The sequence below is a fragment of the Claveliimonas monacensis genome (genome assembly GCF_014982975.1).
In the GTDB taxonomy this organism is placed as follows: domain Bacteria; phylum Bacillota; class Clostridia; order Lachnospirales; family Lachnospiraceae; genus Claveliimonas; species Claveliimonas monacensis.
In genome coordinates, this window is sequence record NZ_JADCKL010000008.1 from 67430 (window position 1) to 89134 (window position 21705).

19 protein-coding genes are annotated in these 21705 nt (G+C 54.9%); 14 read left to right on the forward strand and 5 right to left on the reverse strand.

Annotated features, from left to right (window positions below):
- Positions 1-27: 27 nt before the first annotated feature.
- The 3 genes from INF30_RS14650 (at position 28) to INF30_RS10385 (ending at position 1930) form a co-directional block, all read left to right on the forward strand.
- Positions 28-162 (forward strand): hypothetical protein, encoded by a 135-nt coding sequence (locus INF30_RS14650; protein WP_264176908.1) that lies wholly within the window; start codon positions 28-30, stop codon positions 160-162.
- Positions 163-188: 26 nt separating this feature from the next.
- Positions 189-503 (forward strand): thioredoxin family protein, encoded by a 315-nt coding sequence (locus tag INF30_RS10380; protein ID WP_076781091.1) that lies wholly within the window; start codon positions 189-191, stop codon positions 501-503.
- Positions 504-679: 176 nt separating this feature from the next.
- The gene (locus INF30_RS10385; protein ID WP_226395137.1) at positions 680-1930 is read left to right on the forward strand and encodes a DUF1002 domain-containing protein; all 1251 of its coding nucleotides are present in this window, start codon (positions 680-682) and stop codon (positions 1928-1930) included.
- Positions 1931-2131: 201 nt separating this feature from the next.
- Here the strand turns inward: INF30_RS10385 and INF30_RS10390 are convergent, their stop codons facing one another.
- Positions 2132-2632, reverse strand: coding sequence for a DUF6512 family protein (locus INF30_RS10390; protein WP_083582580.1), 501 nt, complete (start codon positions 2630-2632; stop codon positions 2132-2134).
- A 364-nt stretch (positions 2633-2996) separates the two neighbouring features.
- Positions 2997-5477, reverse strand: coding sequence for an excinuclease ABC subunit UvrA (locus INF30_RS10395; protein WP_226395138.1), 2481 nt, complete (start codon positions 5475-5477; stop codon positions 2997-2999).
- A gap of 180 nt (positions 5478-5657) precedes the next feature.
- Between INF30_RS10395 and INF30_RS10400 the strand changes: the two genes are divergently transcribed.
- The 10 genes from INF30_RS10400 (at position 5658) to INF30_RS10445 (ending at position 16999) form a co-directional block, all read left to right on the forward strand.
- The gene (locus tag INF30_RS10400; protein WP_330601308.1) at positions 5658-6401 is read left to right on the forward strand and encodes an SDR family NAD(P)-dependent oxidoreductase; all 744 of its coding nucleotides are present in this window, start codon (positions 5658-5660) and stop codon (positions 6399-6401) included.
- A 158-nt stretch (positions 6402-6559) separates the two neighbouring features.
- Positions 6560-7942, forward strand: coding sequence for a branched-chain amino acid transport system II carrier protein (brnQ, locus tag INF30_RS10405; RefSeq protein WP_226395140.1), 1383 nt, complete (start codon positions 6560-6562; stop codon positions 7940-7942).
- Positions 7939-8607, forward strand: coding sequence for a response regulator transcription factor (locus INF30_RS10410; RefSeq protein WP_226395141.1), 669 nt, complete (start codon positions 7939-7941; stop codon positions 8605-8607). The genes brnQ and INF30_RS10410 overlap by 4 nt, the downstream gene beginning before the upstream one ends.
- Positions 8608-8627: 20 nt before the next feature.
- Positions 8628-9806 carry a sensor histidine kinase gene (locus tag INF30_RS10415; protein WP_226395142.1) on the forward strand — a complete coding sequence of 393 codons (1179 nt, stop codon included), beginning with the start codon at positions 8628-8630 and terminating at the stop codon, positions 9804-9806.
- A gap of 103 nt (positions 9807-9909) precedes the next feature.
- Positions 9910-10590: an ABC transporter ATP-binding protein gene (locus INF30_RS10420; protein ID WP_226395143.1), complete on the forward strand. Its 681-nt coding sequence runs from the start codon at positions 9910-9912 to the stop codon at positions 10588-10590.
- Positions 10591-10595: 5 nt separating this feature from the next.
- Positions 10596-12773: an ABC transporter permease gene (locus tag INF30_RS10425; RefSeq protein ID WP_226395144.1), complete on the forward strand. Its 2178-nt coding sequence runs from the start codon at positions 10596-10598 to the stop codon at positions 12771-12773.
- Positions 12774-12877: 104 nt separating this feature from the next.
- On the forward strand, positions 12878-13870 hold the full coding sequence (locus INF30_RS10430) for a helix-turn-helix transcriptional regulator (protein WP_191384150.1): 993 nt from the start codon (positions 12878-12880) through the stop codon (positions 13868-13870).
- 351 nt (positions 13871-14221) lie between these two features.
- Complete coding sequence (locus INF30_RS10435) at positions 14222-15229, forward strand: ABC transporter substrate-binding protein (RefSeq protein ID WP_076779643.1); 1008 nt, start codon at positions 14222-14224, stop codon at positions 15227-15229.
- 24 nt (positions 15230-15253) lie between these two features.
- Positions 15254-16192: an ABC transporter permease gene (locus INF30_RS10440; protein ID WP_076779642.1), complete on the forward strand. Its 939-nt coding sequence runs from the start codon at positions 15254-15256 to the stop codon at positions 16190-16192.
- A gap of 12 nt (positions 16193-16204) precedes the next feature.
- Positions 16205-16999 (forward strand): ABC transporter ATP-binding protein, encoded by a 795-nt coding sequence (locus INF30_RS10445; RefSeq protein WP_226395145.1) that lies wholly within the window; start codon positions 16205-16207, stop codon positions 16997-16999.
- Between the two features lie 61 nt (positions 17000-17060).
- Here INF30_RS10445 and glgD read toward each other — a convergent pair whose 3' ends face one another.
- Together glgD and INF30_RS10455 are read right to left on the reverse strand one after the other, a co-directional pair.
- Positions 17061-18176: a glucose-1-phosphate adenylyltransferase subunit GlgD gene (glgD, locus tag INF30_RS10450; protein ID WP_226395146.1), complete on the reverse strand. Its 1116-nt coding sequence runs from the start codon at positions 18174-18176 to the stop codon at positions 17061-17063.
- Position 18177: 1 nt separating this feature from the next.
- Positions 18178-19317: a glucose-1-phosphate adenylyltransferase gene (locus tag INF30_RS10455; protein ID WP_076779633.1), complete on the reverse strand. Its 1140-nt coding sequence runs from the start codon at positions 19315-19317 to the stop codon at positions 18178-18180.
- Between the two features lie 251 nt (positions 19318-19568).
- Here INF30_RS10455 and INF30_RS10460 point away from each other — a divergent pair, with 251 nt between their 5' ends.
- Positions 19569-20744 carry a CD0519/CD1768 family membrane protein gene (locus INF30_RS10460; RefSeq protein ID WP_226395147.1) on the forward strand — a complete coding sequence of 392 codons (1176 nt, stop codon included), beginning with the start codon at positions 19569-19571 and terminating at the stop codon, positions 20742-20744.
- 95 nt (positions 20745-20839) lie between these two features.
- Here INF30_RS10460 and map read toward each other — a convergent pair whose 3' ends face one another.
- On the reverse strand, positions 20840-21649 hold the full coding sequence (map, locus tag INF30_RS10465) for a type I methionyl aminopeptidase (protein ID WP_083582579.1): 810 nt from the start codon (positions 21647-21649) through the stop codon (positions 20840-20842).
- Positions 21650-21705 lie beyond the last annotated feature (56 nt).

Below are 21705 nucleotides of genomic sequence, written 5' to 3' on the forward strand. Positions count from 1 at the left end.
AGAAGATCTTGCGAAGGAGACTGGCATATGGGAAGGAGAAGACCGGGAGGAGTATCCAGGTGGAGCTGTGTGATGTACCGGCTCAGAAGGAAGAACTGCTTTGTTGACTGCTTTCACAGATCTATGCATGAAGTGTACCGCATACTCAATCCCAGATGCTGACCCGGGAGAGCGGAAAGGATGTCCTGATGTATCACCTGACAGAGGAGAATTTTGATATAGAAGTCCTGAAAGAAACAGGGGCTGTAGTTGTCATGTTTTACGAAAAATGGTGTCCGAAATGTTCCATGACAAGACCTGTTGTGGAGGAGCTGGAACAAAAATACAGAGGAAAGATCAAGTTTTGTGAGGCGGAATTGTCGGAGACGCCCCACCTTGCAGCATCATATGGGGCGGACATCGTGCCCACCTTTCTGTTTGTGAAAAAAGGCGAGGTAAAAGCCTCTATGAAAGGCGTGGTGGGAGAAAAAATACTGGAGAAGAGAATGAAGGAACTGCTCTGACAGGGCGGTTCCTTTCTTTATTCTTCATCCATTTTTAAGAAAAGTTTCGTGTACAATCCGGCCGGAATGTGTTATATTGGGTACGGTGAAAGGTAGCGCCGCCGTGTGATGGCGCTGCATCGGCCAGAAAATAATTAAAAAGGGAGACAAGGTTTTAAAACCGCAAGAGTATGAAGATGAAAAAAGTTTTGCCGCTTCTGATGGCGGCGGTAATGGTGACAGCCGGCATGCCTATGGCAGTATCTGCCTCGGAGACAGGAGATACTGTACAGGATGCGGGGAGTACAGAGACAGGAACATCCGGAACAGACAGTACAGGCGCGGCCTCCGGCACTTCTGGGGCAACAGGCGCTCAGACCGGTACAGGCAACGGCGACAGCGGAACTGCGGCTGATGGAACACAGCAGGGCGGCAGCACGGATACATCCGGGACCGTAGATGGAACAGAAACAACAGACGGCACAGAGACAGACGACGGGCAGCAGACAGAGGACGCTGCAGATGAGAATACAGATGCAGCAGAAGAAGAGGAAGACACAGATGAGGGAAATACTGACAGCGGAAAGGTAGTTACACTTGGCGAGAACCTGAATGAGGAGCAGCGGGCTTCCATGTACGAGTATTTTGGAACTACCCCGGAGGAGGTGGAGACCATTGTTGTCACCCACGCCGACGAGGTGCAGTATATGGAAGGCATTGCCACAGATGAACAGATCGGACCTACCACAAACAGCTGTGCCTATGTAGAGCCCACAGAATCAGGTGGGATCAAAGTGAAGACAGCCAACCTGAATTTCGTGACAAGCGCCATGATCGCCAGCACACTGACTACAGCGGGCATGGAGAACTGCAATGTCATTGCGGCATGTCCTTTTGAGGTGTCCGGAACCGGCGCCCTGACAGGCATTATCATGGCTTACGAGACGGCCAGCGGCGAGAACCTGGACGAGGGCCAGAAGGAAGCTGCTATGGAGGAGCTTGTGACAACAGGTGAGCTTGCTGACAGCGTGGGACAGGAGAAAGCCACAGAGGTCATGAAGGATGTCAAGACAGAGGTGCTCGACGAGGGACTTACAGAGCCGGAAGAGATCGGTGAGGCTGTTGATAATATAGCGGAAGAAAATGAGATTACACTGACAGACGACCAGAGAGCACAGGTGGTTGCTCTGATGGAGAAGATTTCCCAGTATGACTACGATGTGAACGCGTTAAAAGACACACTGGACAATCTGACAGGCGATGACGGCATGCTGTCTAATATCTGGAACTCAGTAAAGACTTTCTTCGTAGGGTCAGATGACGGTATCCTGAGCGGAACAAACGATGAGGCGCTGGGATCTGATGTCATCACGGACAGTACAGTCAATGAGGGCGGCTTTAAAGACGGCCTGTTTACAAGAATCAAGAATTTTTTCACAGGTGAATAATATTGTAAAAGCGGACGTAATACTTTTTAAAAGTATTACGTCCGCTTTTACATGTACTGGTGTGCTATTGTGTCTCCATATCCATGCTGTTGTCTCTTTTGTCTGCGCTTCCCTGACAATTCTTCTTGGGCAACCAGGAATTCTCTGCCTTTGACAGACTATTCGCATACCCAAAATGAACAGACGCTATACCACTACATTTTAGGGCGGATAGAAGAGGAATATGTCCGGCGGAAAGCAGGTAAATGAGAAGAATAAAAGCACTGCAAGGAGCCATCCCAGAAAGACGAGCATGGGGTCTGCCTGGCGGAATTTCCGGAATAAGTGGCCGGATATGACGTAGGAAAAGCAGACGCCTGTCAGAAAGAGCAGGATATCGGCCGCAAGGAAATTCCTCCCCAGGACAAAAGTGTACAGATAGTAGAGGACAACGATCATTGTCATGCCCGCTGTGATGCCGGCCAGCCTGGCGCCGAAAAGCGCACAGGGATTGGGGTGGCGGATAAGAAACTCAATGACAGTTAAAAGCAGTATGGGGAAGAAAAGGAGCTTTAAATGCTCCCACACAGATTCGTTGACGGGAGAAATGAGCGCGGCAAAAGGATTTTCGCCGGAAAAGTCATACAGAAAATGAAAGACGCTTCCAAGGAGCGCCGCTGAGAGCATATAGGGGAAATCTCTCCGTCTGCATATCTGAAGCAATGCCTGTCCCTCCTTTGCCGCCGCAGGAAAATGCAGCAGATTATATTTATATAAAGTATATATATGCGGATATAAAGAAAAAAAGAAGAAACACTCGCTACTAAGTAGTGTTGATAGTAGGATTGAGGATTTCATCTTCGGGTGGAGCGCTGGATAGAGATGATTACAACGTGGATCTGCAGTACCGTTATCAGGAGGAAAACACGGATCCGCAGATAGAAAAACTCCTGAAGCTTATGGCACAGCTGACAGAATCCCAGATCAATCTCATCTATGACCATTTCGGTGCAGGAAAGCAGCTTAAGGAAATCTGCAATGAAGAGAATGCTGCAAATGGTACCAACAAGAAGCTCCTTTTATCTGTCTATAGGTATCTTCCTGTCACGCTCTGCGCACTTGCCTTAATCTCTTCCGGCGTTCCGGCTGCCACAATCCGCCCGCCGCTCTCCCCGCCGCCGGGGCCCATGTCGATGACGTAGTCTGCGCTGCGGATCACGTCCAGGTCGTGCTCAATGACAATGATAGTGGCGCCCTGGCTGATGAGTGTCTGGAAGACGAGAAGGAGGGTCTGCACGTCCAGAGGGTGGAGGCCGATGGTGGGCTCGTCAAAGACAAAGACGGAGTCCCTCTGGGGGCGGCCCATCTCGCTGGCCAGTTTCAGCCGCTGGGCCTCTCCGCCGGAGAGCCCCGGGGTCTCCTCGCCCAGAGTCAGGTAGCCCAGTCCCAGGTCTTTTAAGATCTGCAGACGCTGACTGACGTTTTTCAGATGACAGCAGACATCCAGCGCGGTGTTCACATCCATGGCCATCAGCTCCGGCAGAGAGAAGGACTTCCCCTCCTTGTTCGCATATCGGATCTGTGCGGCCTCCTTGCTGTACCGGGAGCCCCGGCATCCGGGGCAGGTGACTTCCACATCCGGCAGGAACTGCACATCCAGGCTGATGACGCCGGTGCCGTCGCAGACCGGACAGCGCAGCTTCCCTGTGTTGTAGGAAAAGTCCCCTGCCTTGTAGCCGGCTTCTTTTGCGCCCGGTGTCCTGGCAAATGTCTTCCGCAGCTCATCGTGGACATTGGCGTAGGTGGCTACGGTGGAGCGGATGTTGATGCCGATGGGGGTGGCGTCGATGAGTTTTACCTGTCCGATCCCATCCGCCTCCAGGGAACGCACGTGTTCCGGCAGTTTTCTGCCCTTGATCTGTGCCTCCAGGGCGGGGATCAGGCTCTCCAGGATGAGGGTGGTCTTGCCGGAGCCGGATACGCCGGTGACAGCAGTGAGCCGTCCTTTTGGGATGTCTGCCTCCAGCGGCTTTACGGTGTGGATGGAACCGGTGGAGAGGTGGATGCGGCCGTGGGAGAACATGTCAGAGGCCGGAGCCTGCTCCCGCCGGAAGCCGTCTGTCCTGCCGGCCAGGAAGGGGCCGATCATGGAGCCGGGATCTGCCATGATCTGGGGAATACTGCCCTGAGCGATGACATGGCCGCCCTTCAGGCCAGCCTCCGGCCCCATCTCCACGATCCAGTCGGCCTCTGACAGGATCTGTGTGTCATGGTCCACCAGTACGATGGAATTGCCGTCTGCTATGAGGTCGTGCATAACCCCTTTCAGCCCTTCGATGTTGGCGGGGTGCAGGCCGATGGAGGGCTCGTCCAGCACGTAGAGCACCCCGGTGGTGCGGTTGCGGACAGCACGGGCCAGCTGCATCCGCTGGCGCTCCCCGGTGGAGAGGGTGGAGGAAGCGCGGTCCAGGGAAAGGTAGCCAAGGCCCAGGTCCATGAGCCGCCGGGCGGGGGTGTGGAAGGACTCGCAGATACTCTCTGCCATGGGGCGCATCTCCTCCGGCAGGGAGGCGGGGACGCCGGACACCCAGCCAGCCAGATCCGCAAGCGGCATCCGGCACACCTCATCCAGGGAGCAGCCCCGCAGCCGGGGCGCTCTTGCTTTTTGGGAGAGTCGGGTCCCGCCGCAGTCCGGGCAGACCTCCTCCTTTAAGAATTTTTCCACCCGCTTCATGCCTTTTTCGTCCTTCACCTTGGAGAGGGCGTTCTCCACGGTGTACACAGCATTAAAATAAGTAAAATCAAGCTCCGCCGCCTGGTTGGAGCTTTTTGCCTTGTAGAGGATATGCTTTTTCTCGGCGGGCCCGTTGTAGACAATGTCCTTCTCCCTGTCTGTCAGCTGGCAGAAGGGCACGTCCGTGCGCACTCCCATCTCCCGGCAGACGTCGGTCATAAGCGACCACATGAGGGAGTTCCAGGGAGCCACGGCGCCCTGGTCGATGGTGAGGGTCTCGTCCGGTACAAGGGTAGAGCGGTCCACTGTCCGGACGATCCCGGTCCCGTCACAGGAAGGGCAGGCCCCCTGGCTGTTGAAAGCCAGTTCTTCTGCAGAGGGAGCGTAGAAGGAGGCGCCGCAGTCCGGGCAGACCAGCTCCTGCTCGGCGGCCACCTTCAGGGTAGGCTGCAGGCAGCAGCCGCAGGAAGGACAGCGGTGGCTGGCCAGCCTGGAGAACATGAGCCGGAGGCTGTTCAGAAGCTCGCTGCCGGTCCCGAAGGTGCTGCGGATGCCGGGGACAGCCGGGCGCTGGTGGAGGGCCAGAGCTGCCGGCACGTAGAGCACATCATCCACATCGGCTTTGGCCGCCTGGGTCATCCTGCGCCTTGTGTAGGTGGAAAGGGCGTCCAGATACCGCCTGGATCCTTCCGCGTAGAGGACACCCAGGGCCAGGGAGGATTTGCCGGAGCCGGACACGCCGGCGATCCCCACGATCTTGTTCAGAGGGATATCTACATCTATATTTTTCAGATTGTGAACCCGGGCGCCCCGGATCTTCATCTTATCGATCATCTGTCATCATTTCCTTTCTGAGGTGGTTCTGTATTATAGTATAATCCAATCTGAGACAGGAAAAAAGTGTTATTAAAATAACATAAAAAATCTATTGTAAATAAAAAATATTCATTATAAAATGTATTTAACAGACAATAATAAGAAAATAATATAAAAATCAGACGAGGAGGAATGTGTATGCTCAAAAATAAAGTGGCAATTGTGACAGGAGGAACCCGCGGAATTGGATATGCAACGGTTGAGAAGTTCCTGGAAAACGGAGCAAAGGTTGTCTTGTTCGGTTCCCGCCAGGAGACCGTTGACAAAGCCCTGGCATCTCTGAAAGCGGAAAACCCGGCATGGGAAGTGTACGGCGCCTGGCCGGATCTGGCGGATGCCGAGGCGGTGGCCTGGGAGATCGGAAAGGTCAAAGAGACATTGGGAAAGATCGATATCCTGGTAAACAACGCCGGCATGTCGGACAGCACACCTATTGACAACTACACGGCGCAGCAGTTTGCAAAAGTGATGCAGTTAAATGTAAGCGCCATGATGAACTGCATCATGCCCACAGTGAAGATCATGAAAGAGCAGGGAGGCGGATGCATCCTGAATACCAGCTCCATGGTCAGCATCTGTGGACAGCCCTCGGGCGTGGCTTACCCCACAAGCAAATCTGCCGTGAACGGACTTACCTGGTCCCTGGCAAGGGAGCTTGGCCCAAGCCGCATCCGGGTCAACGCTGTGGCGCCGGGTATTACAAAGACAGACATGGTGGCGGCGCTCCCCAAGGAGATGATAGATCCTCTGATCAACGCCATCCCGCTCCGCCGGGTAGGCGAGCCAGAAGACATTGCCAATGCTTTCCTTTTCCTGGCCAGCGATATGGCCTCCTATGTGACAGGAGAGATCTTATCTGTGGACGGGGCGATGAGGACGTAGAAGAGACAATTGAGAGAACATAAAAGGGAGGCTTGATTTTTCAAGCCTCCCTGCTCTTGCCTATGATCACCAGTTTTGTCAATCACTCCCGGCAGTTCCTTCCCGCCGGAAAGTGTGCTATAGTAAAGACAATGATGAAAAACAGGAGATGCGTGGAAATGACAAAAAAACTGACTTTCAGAGAGACCATATTTGTAGCCAGCATGCTGTTTGGCATGTTTTTCGGGGCGGGGAATCTGATCTTTCCCGTGTCCATGGGGCAGATGGCGGGCAGCCATATCTGGCAGGCCGCGGCAGGCTTTCTCATTACCGGTGTGGGCCTGCCCCTTCTGGGTGTGGCCGCCCTGGGCATCAGCCGGGAAACAGGACTTCTGGGGCTGGGGAGCCGGGTGGGAAGAGGATACGGTATGTTCTTCACCTGTGCGCTCTACCTGACGATAGGGCCATTTTTTGCCATACCCAGATGCGCCAGTGTCTCCTATACTGTGGGGATGGAAGGCATACTTGCGGGGGAGGGGAGCTTCCTTTTTCAGGCAGCGTTTTCGTTTACTTTCTTTGCGGCGGTCCTGTTTTTTGCCCTCAGGCCGGGGCAGATCATGACATGGATCGGGAAAGTGCTGAACCCTCTCTTTCTTGCATTTCTTGCCGTCCTTGTTGTGCGGGCACTGACTGCGCCCATGGGTGGTGTCCGTGAGGCGATCCCCTCCGGAGACTATGTGGAGAGCGCCTTTTCTACAGGACTACTGGAGGGTTACAATACCATGGATGCTCTGGCGGGGCTTGCCTTTGGCATCGTGGTCATCGATGTCATCAGAGGGCTGGGAGTGACAGAGCCGGAAGAGGTGGCGAAAAGCACGGTGAAAGCAGGGATATTCAGCTCTGTACTGATGGCAGTCATCTATCTCCTTGTCTCTGTCATGGGAACCCAGAGTACCGGACAGCTGGAAGTGAGCAGCAACGGCGGGGAAGCCCTGGCCCGGATCGCGGACAGCTACTTTGGCGGTGGCGGCGCCTTTATCCTGGCGGTGATCGTCACGGTGGCCTGCCTGAAGACGGCAGTGGGGCTTATCACGAGCTGTGGGGAAACCTTTGCGGAGATGTTCCCGGGAGGGCCGTCCTATCACGTCTGGGCGGTAGTCTTCTGCGTGGGCTCCTTCCTGGTAGCCAACCTGGGGCTGGATGCCATTATTGCCTACTCCCTTCCGGTCCTGATGTTCCTCTATCCCCTTGCCATCGTGCTGGTCCTGCTGACTCTGACGGGCAGATGGTTTGGGAACGACCCGGTTGTCCTAAGGTGGGCGCTGGGCCTTACGGGCGTGGCCGCCCTGTTTGACGGTCTGGGAGCGCTCCCGGAGGGGACAAGGGCGCTGCTCCATCTGGACGGTCTGACTGCCTCTGCCCTGAAGCTCCTGCCTCTCTCCGGGCAGGGGTTTGGCTGGGTGTGCCCGGCGTTTCTGGGAACAGCGATCGGCCTTGCCGTACATGCATATGCGGCAGGCGGAAGGGCCGGGAAGCGTGAAAAAACCGGAGGAGAGCGATGACAAAGATCTGGTACGTGGAAGACGATGCGCAGATATCCTGCATGGTAAAAGAATATCTGGAAGAGAGAGACTGCCAGGTAATGGTGTACGACAGGCCAGAGGCAGTCAGAGAGGTTTTTGAGGCGGAGAAGATCCCGGACCTGCTTATTCTGGACTGGAACATACCGGGCGGCAGCGGGATGGAGCTGTGCCGCTGGATACGGGCCAGATGGCGGGAACTTCCTGTTATCTTTCTTACGGTCCGCGGTGATACACGGGATATTGTGAACGGACTGGGAGGCGGCGCCGATGATTATATGACCAAACCGTTTGAGCTGGAAGTCCTCTATTCCCGTATACTGGCGCTGTTAAGAAGAACAGGAGGCAGCCCGGGCCAAATCCTTGTCTGCGGAGAGATCCGGCTGGACAGAAGCCGGATGGAAGTCTGGAGCGGCGGCAGAAAGGTACCTGTCAGTCAGACAGAATACCAGATCCTTCTGCTCCTGATGGAGAATATAGGAAGGACAGTTACAAGACAGAGCCTGCTGGGGCAGGTCTGGGACAGTAACGGCAGCTACGTTAATGACAATACGCTGACTGTGGCTGTGAAACGTTTGCGGGAAAAGCTGGGACACCCGGCATGTTTCAGGACAGTCCGCAGCTTTGGATACAGGATGGAAATGTGAGTGGATAAGGGAGGAACAGGATGCGGGTAAAAAAAGAAAAGGCAGGCGTATTTCTGTCTGTCATGGCCGCTTTTCTGGCAGCAGCTGCACTGCTGACAGTACTGATGGGCAGTTATTTTGCGGAAAGGCAGTTTGACCTTCTGGGAGAGGTCTGCCGGGAAGTGGTGCAGCAGTCGCCGCAGTCCGGCAGTGCTGTGATCAATGCGCTGAAGAGTGCAGGTGAGGCCGGTGAAAGGACAGGGGCAGAGTACCTGCAGGGTTACGGCTACAGTGCGGATGATTTTGACAAGGGGTACAGCAGGATGTATGCAGCGGCAGGGACGGGCTTCCTGGCTACGTGCCTGCTGTTTCTTTCTGCCTTTTTTCTGGAGAGAAGGAGGATGGCCCGGCAGGTGGAAGAGCTGATCCGGTATCTGGAGCAGGCCGGTACCGGGCGGCAGGGGCTGCTGGGGCGGCGCCGGGAAGATGCATTTTCCGGACTGAGGGATGAGATGTACAAGACAGTGACAGCCCTGCAGCAGACAAGGGACAGGGCCCGGGAGACAAAAAATATGTTTGCCGCGAACCTGGCAAATATAGCTCATCAGATGAAGACGCCGGTAACGGCCATCTCTCTGTGCATACAGAGGATGAAGGAGAAGAACACGCTGGAGTATCTGGCCTCCGTGGAGCGGCAGATTGACCGCCTCACCCGTCTGGAGGAGGCGCTGCTTCTGATGTCCCGCATGGATGCAGGGGCGCTGGAGTTTCAGAAAAAAGAGGTGGATGTGTTCACTGTCCTTGAAATGGCGGCGGAAAATCTGGAGGATCTGAGCTTGAGGAAAAAGGTGGCTGTCCATGTGCCGGAGCAGCCGTTGGTCTGCGCCTGGCTGGATCCGGACTGGACTGTGGAGGCGGTTATGAATCTGATGAAAAACTGTCTGGAACACAGCCCGGAAGGCGGCGCTGTTTGCTGTGACTGGGAGGACAATCCTCTCTATGTCCGGATCCGTATATGGGATGAGGGAAAAGGGTTTTTCGGGAAAGATCTGCCCCATCTGTTTGAACGGTTTTACAGGGGAGAAGAGGCCGGAAGGGATGGCATCGGCATCGGTCTTTACCTGGCAAAGGAGATCCTGGAAGCACAGAACGGAGCCCTGGAGGCATACAACAGGCCCGGCGGGGGAGCCTGCTTTGAGATCCGGCTGTACCATCGTTAGATAACTTTTTCCATAAAATGCTGTCACCGGAATGTCACTTTGTTCTGTTATGATAAAGAAAAATGGCGATGGACCATCAGACAGAAAAAAAGGGGAGGCGGCTATGGAGATTGTAAAATGTGTCGGAGTAAAAAAGGTATACGGAGAGGGAGAGGCTCAGGTGGAAGCCCTGCGGGGCATTGATCTGACTGTGGAGAGCGGGGAGTTCCTGGCAGTGGCAGGCGCGTCAGGCTCGGGCAAATCCACGCTCCTTCACATTCTGGGGAGTGTGGATAAAGCCACGGAGGGAGAAGTCCTTGTGGGCGGAACGGACATTGGCAGGCTTTCTCCCAGGGAAGCAGCCCTGTACCGGAGAAGGAAAGCAGGGCTTATCTATCAGTTCTATAATCTGATACCCTCTATGACAGTAGAAAGAAATATACAGATGCCCCTTCTTCTTGACAAAAGAAAGCCGGATCCCGCGTATTTCCGTCAGATCGTGGAGATGCTCGGGCTTGAGGAAAAGCTGAAAGCGCTGCCCTGGCAGCTCTCCGGCGGGCAGCAGCAGAGAGCGGCCATCGGGAGAGCTCTCATGGCCAGGCCGCTGCTCCTTCTTGCCGACGAGCCTACGGGAAATCTGGACCGGAGAAATGCCAGGGAGATCATGGATCTTTTCCATCTCTTTCACAGAAACTTTCACCAGACTATTCTTCTTGTCACCCATGATGAGAAGCTGGCCCTTGAGGCGGAGCGCATCATCACACTGGAAGACGGGCAGATCGTCAGTGACAGAAAGGTAAGGTGAGAACCATGTGGAAGGAGTATTCAAAAGGATATCTGAAGCAGAACAGATCAGCCGGGGTTTCTGTCATGGCGGCGGCCCTGCTGGCCGCTTTTTTTCTGTCCCTGCTCTGTAGTCTCTTTTATAATTTCTGGGCCTATGATGTGGAGAGGATCCTTTTGGAAGAGGGGGACTGGCATGTGCGCATTGCGGGATCCTTTGACCGGGAGGATCTGGAGCTGATCCGGGGATTTTCCGGGGTTGACCGGGCTGAGATAAATGAAGGACTTTCGGAAGACAAGACTGTGGTGGAGCTGCGCTTTGAGGATATGGGGGACGTATACAAGGAGACTGCTCTGATCTGCGGGAAGCTGGGGATTGATATGGCGGATGTATCCTGGCACGAGACACTTCTGTCCAGGTATTTTGTTACAGATCCCCGGGACAGCGAGCCGCCTCTGCTTCTGCCTTTCTTTGCTGCGGTGCTGCTGGTCCTGTGTGTGTCTCTTGTTCTGGTGATCCGCACGGCCTTTGAGATCTCCATGCAGGCCAGGGTGCGCCAGTTCGGCATCTTCTCCAGCATTGGAGCCACACCGGGACAGATCCGGCTGTGCCTTGTGCAGGAGGCGGCCGCCCTCTGCGCGCTGCCTGTACTCGCAGGAATCCTGCTTGGAACTGCGGGCTGTGCCGGTATTCTGGAGGCTGTCAACAGATTTGCGGCAGATGTGCCGGGCAGACACGAAGCTGTTTTCCAGTACCACCCCGCTGTGCTGCTGGTTACAGCCATATCTGCCGTGCTGACGGTACTCTGTTCTGCCTGGGCGCCGGCGCGGAAACTTTCCAGGATGACGCCCCTCCAGGCGCTGCGTGAGCCGACGGGGCTGCAACTGAAGAAAAAAAGCCGCCAGAGGGTCCTGGGAAGTCTGTTCGGGATCGAGGGGGAGCTGGCGGGAAATGCCCTGAAGATGCAGAAGAAAGCTCTGCGCATCTCCAATCTGTCTCTCACGCTGTCTTTCCTCGGATTTACGGCTATGCTGTGCTTTTTTACCCTCTCCGGGATCAGTACCAGATACACCTATTTTGAAAGGTACCAGGACGCCTGGGATGTGATGGTGACAGTGAAAGACACGGATCTGGCAGATTTTTCTCTGTCGGAGCAGGTCAGGAAAATTCCGGGAGTCCGAGGCAGCATTTCCTATCAGAAGGCGGACGGTACGGTGCTGCCGGGGGAGGACTGGTTCAGTGACAGGCTGGTGGAGGCCGGCGGATACAAGGTTCTTGCCGGGACGGAAAGTGACGGGCAGATCCCCTCCCAGGTGGTGGTCATGGACGATGCAAGCTTTCTGGAATACTGCCAGCAGATCGGAGCGGAGCCGGGCGTCTGGGGAACGGTTGTGCTGAACCGGATCTGGGACAGCACCAGCAGCAGTTTCCGGGAGCGGGCGTATATTCCCTTTGTAAATGAAGAAAAAGAAACGCTTGCCATGGGCGGGGAGGACGGAGCCACGCTGGATATACCGGTCCTTTCCTACACAGAGGAAGCGCCGCTCCTCAGGGAGGAGTATGAAGATTATGCCCTGGTGCAGTTTATGCCCCTCTCTTTGTGGAAAACGCTTCCCGGGCAGGCGCTGGACAAAGACAGAGATACCTTTATACGCATACTGGGGCCGGAGGGGGCGGATCTGCAGGCTCTGGATGAGATAGAAAAACAAGTGACAGAGCTGCTGACCCCTTCCCTGGAGGTGGAGAGCGAGAACCGGATCCAGGAGAGGCTGACCAATGACCAGATGCTCCAGGGGGCGCAGATGATAGGCGGAGCTTTCTGTGTGCTTCTGGGAGTTATCGGTCTTGCAGGCATTTTCACAAATACATTCGGCTTTCTGCGGCAGAGAAAAAGAGAATTTGCCCGGTATCTGGCTGTGGGGATGGACAGCGGGGAGATGAGAAAAATCTTCTGCATTGAAGCGGCGGTCATTGCCGGGCGGCCCATTCTGCTGGGACTAGGCATCACAGTGCCTGTAACTGTCTTTATGGCCAGCGCCAGCCACCTGGAGCTCTCTGTCTTTCTTGAGGAAGCGCCGTTTGTGCCAGTGTCGGTCTACGGGGCATGTATCGTCCTTGCCGTAGCCATGGCCTACTGGCTGGGGGTGAGGAGGCTGGCTGGCAGTGACCTGAGCGGATGTCTGAGAGATGACGCTCTGAACTGACGGAAAGAAATACTATATAATATATAAGTGTCAATATATAAGTTGAAGGCGCCTCTTCCTGCGTGTTATACTTGAAAAACAAACAGGAAGGGAGCCTTTTTCATATGCCCAGAGGACAGAACCAGAAACTGAAGCTTTACTATCTTGCGAAGATCATGCTGGAGAAGACGGACGACGACCACTACCTGACCATGCCCGAAATCCTGGAAGCGCTGCGCTCCTATGAGGTGACGGCGGACCGGAAGAGCATCTACACGGACCTGAAGGACCTGGAGCATCTGGGGATCGAGGTGGAGGGGGAGCCCTGGGGCAGATCCTACCGCTACCACGTGGTGGGCCGGCAGTTCGAGATGCCGGAGCTGAAGCTGCTGGTGGACGCCATCCAGTCCTCCCGGTTCATCACGGCAAAGAAATCCAACGAGCTCATCCGGAAGCTGGAGAGCCTGGTCAGCGAGTACGAGGCCAGGGAGCTGCAGCGTCAGGTCTACGTGTCCGGCCGCATCAAGACTATGAACGAGAGCATCTACTACACGGTGGACGCTATCTACAGCGCCATTGCCAGCAACAGGAAGATCCTCTTCCAGTATTTTCAGTGGAATGCAAAAAAGGAGATGGAGCTGCGCCACGGCGGCGCCGTTTATAAGATAAGCCCCTGGGGACTTGCCTGGGACAATGAGAACTACTACCTGGTAGGATATGACTCGGAAGCGGACATGATCAAGCACTACCGGGTGGACAAGATGCTGCGCATCCGCATGTCCGACGAGGAGAGAGAGGGGCGGGAGCGCTTCAGGGGGCTGGACATGGCGGCCTACACGAAGAAGAGCTTCGGCATGTTCGGCGGCCGGGAGGAGCAGGTAAAGCTGCTGGTGCACAACCGCCTGGCCGGAGTGATCATTGACCGGTTCGGGAAGGATATCATGATGATACCGGCGGATGAAGAGCATTTCACGGTACATGTGGACGTGGCGGTGAGCGGCCAGTTCATCAGCTGGGTCTTCTCCCTGGGAGACGAGGTGAAGATCCTGGGACCGGAGCCTGTGGTGGAGCAGGTACACCGGGAGATACGCCGGCTCACGGAACAGTACGGAGTGTGAGGTGGCATTTTTATAGGACAGCTTTCGGATTACACTGAGTTTAAAGATAAGAAAACTTGGTTGTAGAAGGGAGCTGTTCTTTTATGAAGGGTTACAATACAGACAAAGGCTATATGGGATATGTGGAGGGCAGGTACATGCTGTTCGCAAGCGAGGAAGAGTACTACGATTACATGGAGGACTAAAAAGAATAAAAATAAGAAGGAATAAAAATTTCGCAGGAGGTCAGTCTATTTTGTAAAAATAGATTGACTTCTTTTTTTTGTCGTTGTATACTACCTTTCGTAGACGACTTTCGCGCAGTGAAGTGAGAAATTTTTAAAGTATAAAAGCAACAGGGAGGAATAAGAGATGAAGTTGAAAAAAGCAGCGGCAATCCTGATGGTGATGACAATGACTGCCGGTCTTGCGGCCTGCGGGAGCGAGTCATCGTCAGACGGAAGCGGGAGCGGTGATGATCCGGGCAAATATGTGATCGGCATCTGTCAGCAGATGGAGCATCCATCTCTGGATGACGCGACGGCAGGCTTCCAGGATGCATGTAAGGAACTGTTCGGTGAGGACAATGTAGAGTTTGATGTGCAGAACGCGCAGGGGGAGCAGACCATGTGCTCCACCATCATGAATAATTTTGTTTCTTCTGACGTGGACCTGATCCTGGCTAATGCCACCCTGCCGCTCCAGACAGCGGCCCAGGCCACAGCGGACATTCCTATTCTTGGAACCTCTGTGACAGACTACGGCAGCGCCCTTGGCATAGATGACTGGACAGGGACCACAGGGGTAAATATTTCAGGTACCAGCGACCTGGCCCCCATCTCTGAGCAGGAGGACGTGATGATGGAGCTCCTGCCGGATGTAAAGACCGTTGGCATCCTCTACTGCTCCGCGGAGTCCAACTCCAAGTACCAGGCGGAGATGTTTGAGAAGGAGCTGGAGGAGGACGGCGTGGACTACAAGGAGTACACGGCGGCGGACTCCAATGAGATCCAGTCTGTTGTGACCAGCGCGGTCCAGGAGGTGGACGCCATCTACATCCCGACAGACAACACCATGGCAGCCAACCCGGGCATCATCGACAATATCTGCCGGCCGGCAAAAGTCCCGGTAGTGGCCAGCGAGCAGGGCACATGCAGCGTGGCGGGGATAGCCACTCTGTGCATCAGCTACTATGAGCTGGGGTACACCACAGGCGAGATGGCCTATGACATCCTTGCAAACGGCGAGGACATCACGTCCATGGAAGTGCAGACAGCACCGGAGCCGACCAGGATGTACAATCCGGAGATATGCGAGGAGCTGGGCATCACGGTCCCGGAAGGATACGAGCCCATTGAGTCCGCATCTGCGGCAGAATAAGAGAAGAAAGGCAGAGGCAGAAAAATGATAGCAGAATATTTTCTTTCCCTGGACCCCCTGGCGCTGCTGCGGGCAATGCCGGGAACAGCGGCACAGGGGATCATATGGGGCATTATGGCACTGGGAGTTTATATAACCTACCGCATCCTTGATTTCCCGGACCTTACAGTGGACGGGTCTTTAGCTACAGGAGCGGCGACGGCGGTCATGCTGATCCAGGGAGGGATGAGCCCGGCGCTCTCCCTCGTGTTTGCACTGCTGGCAGGCATGGCGGCGGGGATGGTCACGGGCCTTCTCCACACGGGCCTTGGCATACCGGGGATCCTGGCCAGTATCCTGACCCAGGTATCCCTGTATTCCGTGAATCTGGGGATCATGGGGAAATCCAACCAGGGTATCAGTCTGACCCAGCAGGGGCTGGTGGCCTCCTCCAGATATGTGACAGGAGATGACAGAGTCTTTTTCTTCCTGAAGCTGATCCTGGGATGTCTGATCCTGGTGGCCATCGTCTACTGGTTTTTCGGGACCGAGATGGGCGCTGCCATCAGGGCCACAGGCTGCAATCCGCAGATGGCCCGGGCCCAGGGCATCAACACCAACTATACAAAGGTGCTGGCTCTGACCATATCCAACGGCCTGGTGGGCCTGTGCGGCGGCATCCTGGCCCAGTATCAGGGAGCGGCGGACGTCAATATGGGGCGTGGAGCCATCGTCATCGGGCTGGCCGCTGTGATCATCAGCGAAGTGATATTTGGCAGGCTCTGCGCAGGCAAAAAGATTGCCTTTGCCTACACGCTGGCCGCGGTGTTCGTGGGAGCCATCCTCTACTACGTGGCGTACGCGCTGGTACTCTGGCTGAAGATGCCTTCAGACTATATGAAACTGTTCTCCGCACTTGTTGTTGCGGTGTTCCTGGCTGTGCCCTACTTAAAAGGCCGCTGGGCAGTGAGAAGGAGGGCCTAGGAAATGGGATACATGCTTGAGATAAAAAACATCCACAAGACATTCAACAAGGGGACGATCAACGAAAAGAAAGCCCTCGACGGAGTGGACCTGAACCTGAACCCGGGAGACTTTGTCACCATCATCGGCGGGAACGGAGCCGGGAAATCGACGACACTGAACGCCATAGCCGGAAGCTGGCTGGTGGACGAGGGGAATATCATCATAGACGGAGTGGACATTACCCGGCTGCCGGAGCACAAGAGAGCCGTCTATCTGGGGCGGGTGTTCCAGGATCCCATGACCGGCACCGCCTCCACCATGTCCATTGAGGAGAACATGGCCATCGCTGCCAGGAGAGGACACAGAAGAGGACTCAGATGGGGGATTTCCAGAAAAGAGAGAGAAGAGTTCAAGAAAAAGCTGGCGGCTCTGGGACTGGGGCTGGAGGAGCGCATCTCCACCAAGGTGGGGCTCCTGTCCGGCGGGCAGAGGCAGGCCGTGACCCTTCTCATGGCGGCCATCAAGAAGCCCAAGCTTTTGCTCCTGGACGAGCACACGGCTGCCCTGGACCCGAAGACGGCGAAGAAGGTGCTGGAGATTTCCGACAAGATTATCGAAGAGAACCAGCTCACGGCCATGATGGTCACCCACAATATGAAGGACGCCATCGCCCACGGCAACCGCCTCATCATGATGCACGAGGGACGCGTCATCTACGATGTGTCCGGCGAGGAGAAGCGGAAGCTCCATGTGTCTGACCTGCTGAAGAAATTCGAGGAGGTCAGCGGCGGAGAGCTGGACAACGACAGGATGATGCTGGGGTAGAGCGGATACAGGATATGAAAAAAGAAGCCCGACAGATGACGGGCTTCTTTTTTATGCCTTTTTAAATGATATCGTTTCTTCTGATGTATCCCGGTTCATTGGGGGCAGCTACAACCTCTTTCACGTGAGTGATCTTGGCGTGCTTGTCCGCCACAATGTTCTCCAGGTGGACATCCGTGTCCACGATGACATGGGGAAGGATCACGCAGTTTTTCACGACAGCCCCCTTCTTGATGACGCATCCGCGGCCAATGACAGAGTTCTCGATGGTCCCCTCGATGAGACAGCCGTTTGACACGATAGAGTTCTTTACATTGGAGCCCTCGAAATACTGGGTCGGACAGGAGTCATTGGTCCTCGTGTAGATGGGCCACTCATCCTCGAAGAGGCTGAGAGCCATCTTGAAGTCAATGAGGGAGATATTCGCGTCATAATAGCTCTTGAAGTCGGTGATGGAGGCAAAGTATCCCCGGTGGGAGACGCCCCGCACATCCAGCTCCTCGCAGGCCACGTTCACGATATCCGCCAGGCTGTACATGGAGGAGGTCTTGTGAGCCTTGCTCACCAGGTCGATGAAGAGCTCCTTTGACATCACATATGTGTCCATGAAGATGTGACGGTTCTTTGCGGTGCCCCGGTTCATCTCCAGAGACAGGACGCCCTTCTGCTTGTTCAGATTGACTGTGTTGCAGTTCAGGAAGTGCTCCTTTGCATCGTCTGTGGAGTGATAGAGGAGAGTGATGTCCGCCTCGGAGTCGATGTGGGTCTGGAGCAGCTCGCTGAAATCCTGTGAGTAGATCATGTAGCTGGGCGCAATGACCACATAATCGCAGTTTACATTGCGGATGCACTCCATATTTTCCTGGAAGGCGGCGATATCGTTGTTGTAGATATCGTGCTCCAGACCTGTCTCCGAGAACAGGATGTGGAGTCTTCCGCGCTTGGAGTTAATGTTATAGTGACGCCCGGTTCCCAGGTGCTCTGCCAGAGAACGGGGTTTTCTGCGGATATATACCTGGATCTGGTCAATGCCGCTGTTGCTCATATTTGAGATCGGGAAATCGATGACGCGGTACCGTCCCAGGAAGGAGAAGGCGCCGATAGGGCGGTAAGCCTGCATCCCCTCTACCCAGATGTGGTTTCCGGAAAAGTTTACAATACCTAATGCTTTCGCCATATTACTCAACCCCCTTTACGCGTTTGGAGACCAGCTCGATATGCTCACTGTCAGCGCTGCCGACCTGTGCCTCTTTTCCAATCTTTACGTTGTCAGCTACGAGAGCGCGCTGGACAACAGCACCTTCCGCAACCTCCGCGCCCGGCATGAGCACGCTGTCGATGATCTTCGCACCTGCGCCCACTCTTGCCCCGGTAAACAGAACGGAGTTCTTGACGGAACCCTCGATGACACAGCCCTGCGTGATGAAGGCTCTGTCGATCTCGGCATCAGGACCTATGTACTGTGGGAGCGCCACTGCGTCCTCCGTGTATATCTTCCAGGTGGAGTCATTCAGGTCCAGCTCATTGTTCTTGTCCAGCAGGTCCATGTTTGCCTCCCACAGGGAGTCGATGGTCCCCACATCCTTCCAGTAGCCCTTGAACTTGTAGGCCACCAGCTTTTTGCCGTCGTTCAGCATGGCGGGTATGATGTCCTTGCCGAAGTCATGGCTGGAGTCCGGATCTTTCATGTCGGCCGTCAGCATCTTGCGGAGCAGCTTCCAGTTGAAGATGTAGATGCCCATGGAAGCCAGATTGCTCTTGGGCTCGGCCGGCTTCTCCTGGAATTCCACGATGCGGCCCTCCTCGTCCGTGTTCATGATGCCGAAGCGGCTCGCCTCTCTCATGGGAACCTCGATGACGGCGATGGTGGCATCTGCGTCATGCTCCTTGTGGTAGGCCAGCATCTTTGCGTAGTTCATCTTGTAGATGTGGTCGCCGGAGAGGATGAGAAGGTACTCCGGGGAGTAGGAGTCTATAAAATCAATATTCTGTGAGATGGCGTCTGCGGTTCCCCTGTAGACGTTCAGATCCACGTCCGCTTTCTCACGGGGCGGGAGTACGTACACACCGCTGTCCCTCGCGTCCAGTCCCCAGCGGCGTCCCGCTGCCACATAGCTGTTCAGCTGAATGGACTCATACTGTGTGAGGACTCCGACTACATCAATGCCGCTGTTGGCACAATTGCTGATGGGAAAATCGATGATCTTGTATTTACCGCCATATGAAACGGCAGGCTTGGCAACCTTATTAGTCAGCTCGTGCAGCCTTGAACCACGGCCGCCGGCTAAAATCATGGCTAACATATTGTTCTGTTTCATAATATGCGCCCTCCTCCTTTACTGTGATATACAATATTATATAATTCTTGGGCGGCGCTTTCCATAATAATTTGCAAAAAAATTAAGAAAATTTGTAAAAAATGATGCGAAAACAGGGGTATAAGTTTTTTTTGTCTGTGGAAAATTAAAAAAAATCAACTGAGAGTAGAAAAAAAGTTGCAGTTGGAGTGAATTTAATGTATGGTATTGGGAAAGACTGATTGTCTTTGAATTAACAAAGAGACAAAGAAATGGGGAAAAGTATGCAGAAACAATTTAAAAAAGCAGTAAGTCTGGAAGCGTTTGTCTTCCTGGCGGTCTTTATTGCCATTTTCGGAGGACTGGCGGCCGTGATGGGCGGAGCCAACATGATGCAGACACTTATGAACACAGCCTATCAGCTTCTGATCGACACGGTGTTCAATATCATGGCCATCGCGGTCATCGCCGGCGCGGTTTCGGGAGCCCTCTCGGAGTTTGGTGTCATCGCGCTTGTAAACAAGGCGATCACACCGCTGATGAAGCCGCTGTACGACCTGCCCGGCGCGGCTTCTCTGGGGATCATGACCACGTATCTGTCAGATAACCCGGCGATCCTGGGCCTGGCGGAGGACACCAATTTCCGGAAGTATTTTAAAAAGTATCAGCTTCCGGCGCTGACTAACCTGGGGACGGCGTTTGGAATGGGACTCATCGTTACCACCTTCATGCTGGGCATCAGCCTTCCGGGAGAGAATGTGGGAATGGCGGCCCTCATCGGAAATGTGGGCGCTATCATCGGAAGTATCATCAGCGTGCGGATCATGATGCTTTTTACAAAAAAGGAATTCGGTGTGACAGAGTACTGCATGCCGGAGGCGGAGGGAGAGTCCATTGACGACCTCCTCAACAAGCGTCAGGTACGAGGCGGCAGTGTGGGAGGAAGACTCCTGGAGTCCCTGCTGGACGGCGGAAAGAACGGTGTGGATGTGGGTATGGCCATCATCCCCGGCGTCCTGGTCATCTGCACGATCGTGATGATGCTTACCAACGGCCCTTCTGCCGATGGTACATATACAGGAGCAGCCTACGAGGGAGTGGCACTCCTTCCCTGGCTGGGAGAGAAGATCGACTTCATCCTGACTCCGCTGTTCGGGTTCTCCTCCGCCTCTGCCGTGGCAGTGCCGGTCACGGCCTTGGGAGCGGCGGGAGCAGCCATCGGCCTTGTGCCGGACATGGTGTCCGCAGGATCTGTCCATGCAAATGACATCGCGGTGTTTACAGCTATGTGTATGTGCTGGAGCGGCTACCTGAGCACACATGTGGGAATGATGTCAGCCCTGAAGTGCCCGCACATGACGGGAAAGGCGATCGTCAGCCATACCATCGGCGGCCTGTGCGCCGGTGTGGCGGCAAACTTCCTGTTCAAACTGGTAACTATGATATAATAGCCACGGCGTGGTTATTATACATGCGGCGGAAAGACATACAGCTCAGCAAAAAAGGACTATGCACATGCACAGTCCTTTTTGTTTTGTTTTTTTTATTTTGTCAGGACCTCCACGCCGGTCTCGGTGACAAGCACCATGTACTCTACCTGGGCGGACAGGCCGTCGTCGATGGTGTAGACAGTCCAGCCGTTCTCCTCATCGATGAAAAAGTCCGGACTCCCCTCGTTGATCATGGGCTCGATGGTGAACATCATGCCGGGCACCAGGACCATCTCGCTTCCCTTGGGCGTGACGTAGCTGACGAAGGGTTCCTCGTGGAACTCCAGGCCGATGCCGTGGCCGCCGATGTCCTCCACCACAGAGTAGCCGTTGGCCTGTGCGTGGGAATTGATGGCCCAGGCGATATCGCCTAAGTGGCCCCAGGGCTTAGCGGCGGCAAGTCCCAGCTCCACGCACTCTCTTGTGACCCGGACAAGCTTCTCTGCCCGGGGAGTGATCTCCCCGATGGTGAACATGCGGGAGGCATCGGAGAAATAGCCGTTTAATATAGTAGAGACATCCACGTTGATGATGTCCCCCTCCCGGAGGATCTCGTTTTCATCCGGTATGCCGTGGCAGACCACATTGTTGATGGAGGTGCACACGCTCTTCGGGAAGCCCTCGTAGTCCAGCGGGGCGGGGATGCCTCCGTGAGAGACGGTGTAGTCGTACACCAGCCTGTCTATCTCGGCGGTGCTCATGCCCGCCTTTATGTGGGCGGCCACATGGTCCAGAACCGCCGTGTTCAGGTCGGCGCTCCTTCTGATCTCCCTTATCTGCTCCGGGGTCTTGAGAAGGGACCTGTCCGGGACGATCTCGCCTTTGGCGGCCAGGGACCAGAGTTTGATGTCCAGTTTATCCATAAGTTCGTTACCAGCTTTCTGTTTGATTTCCGGAAACGCAGGGCGTTCCCTTTAAC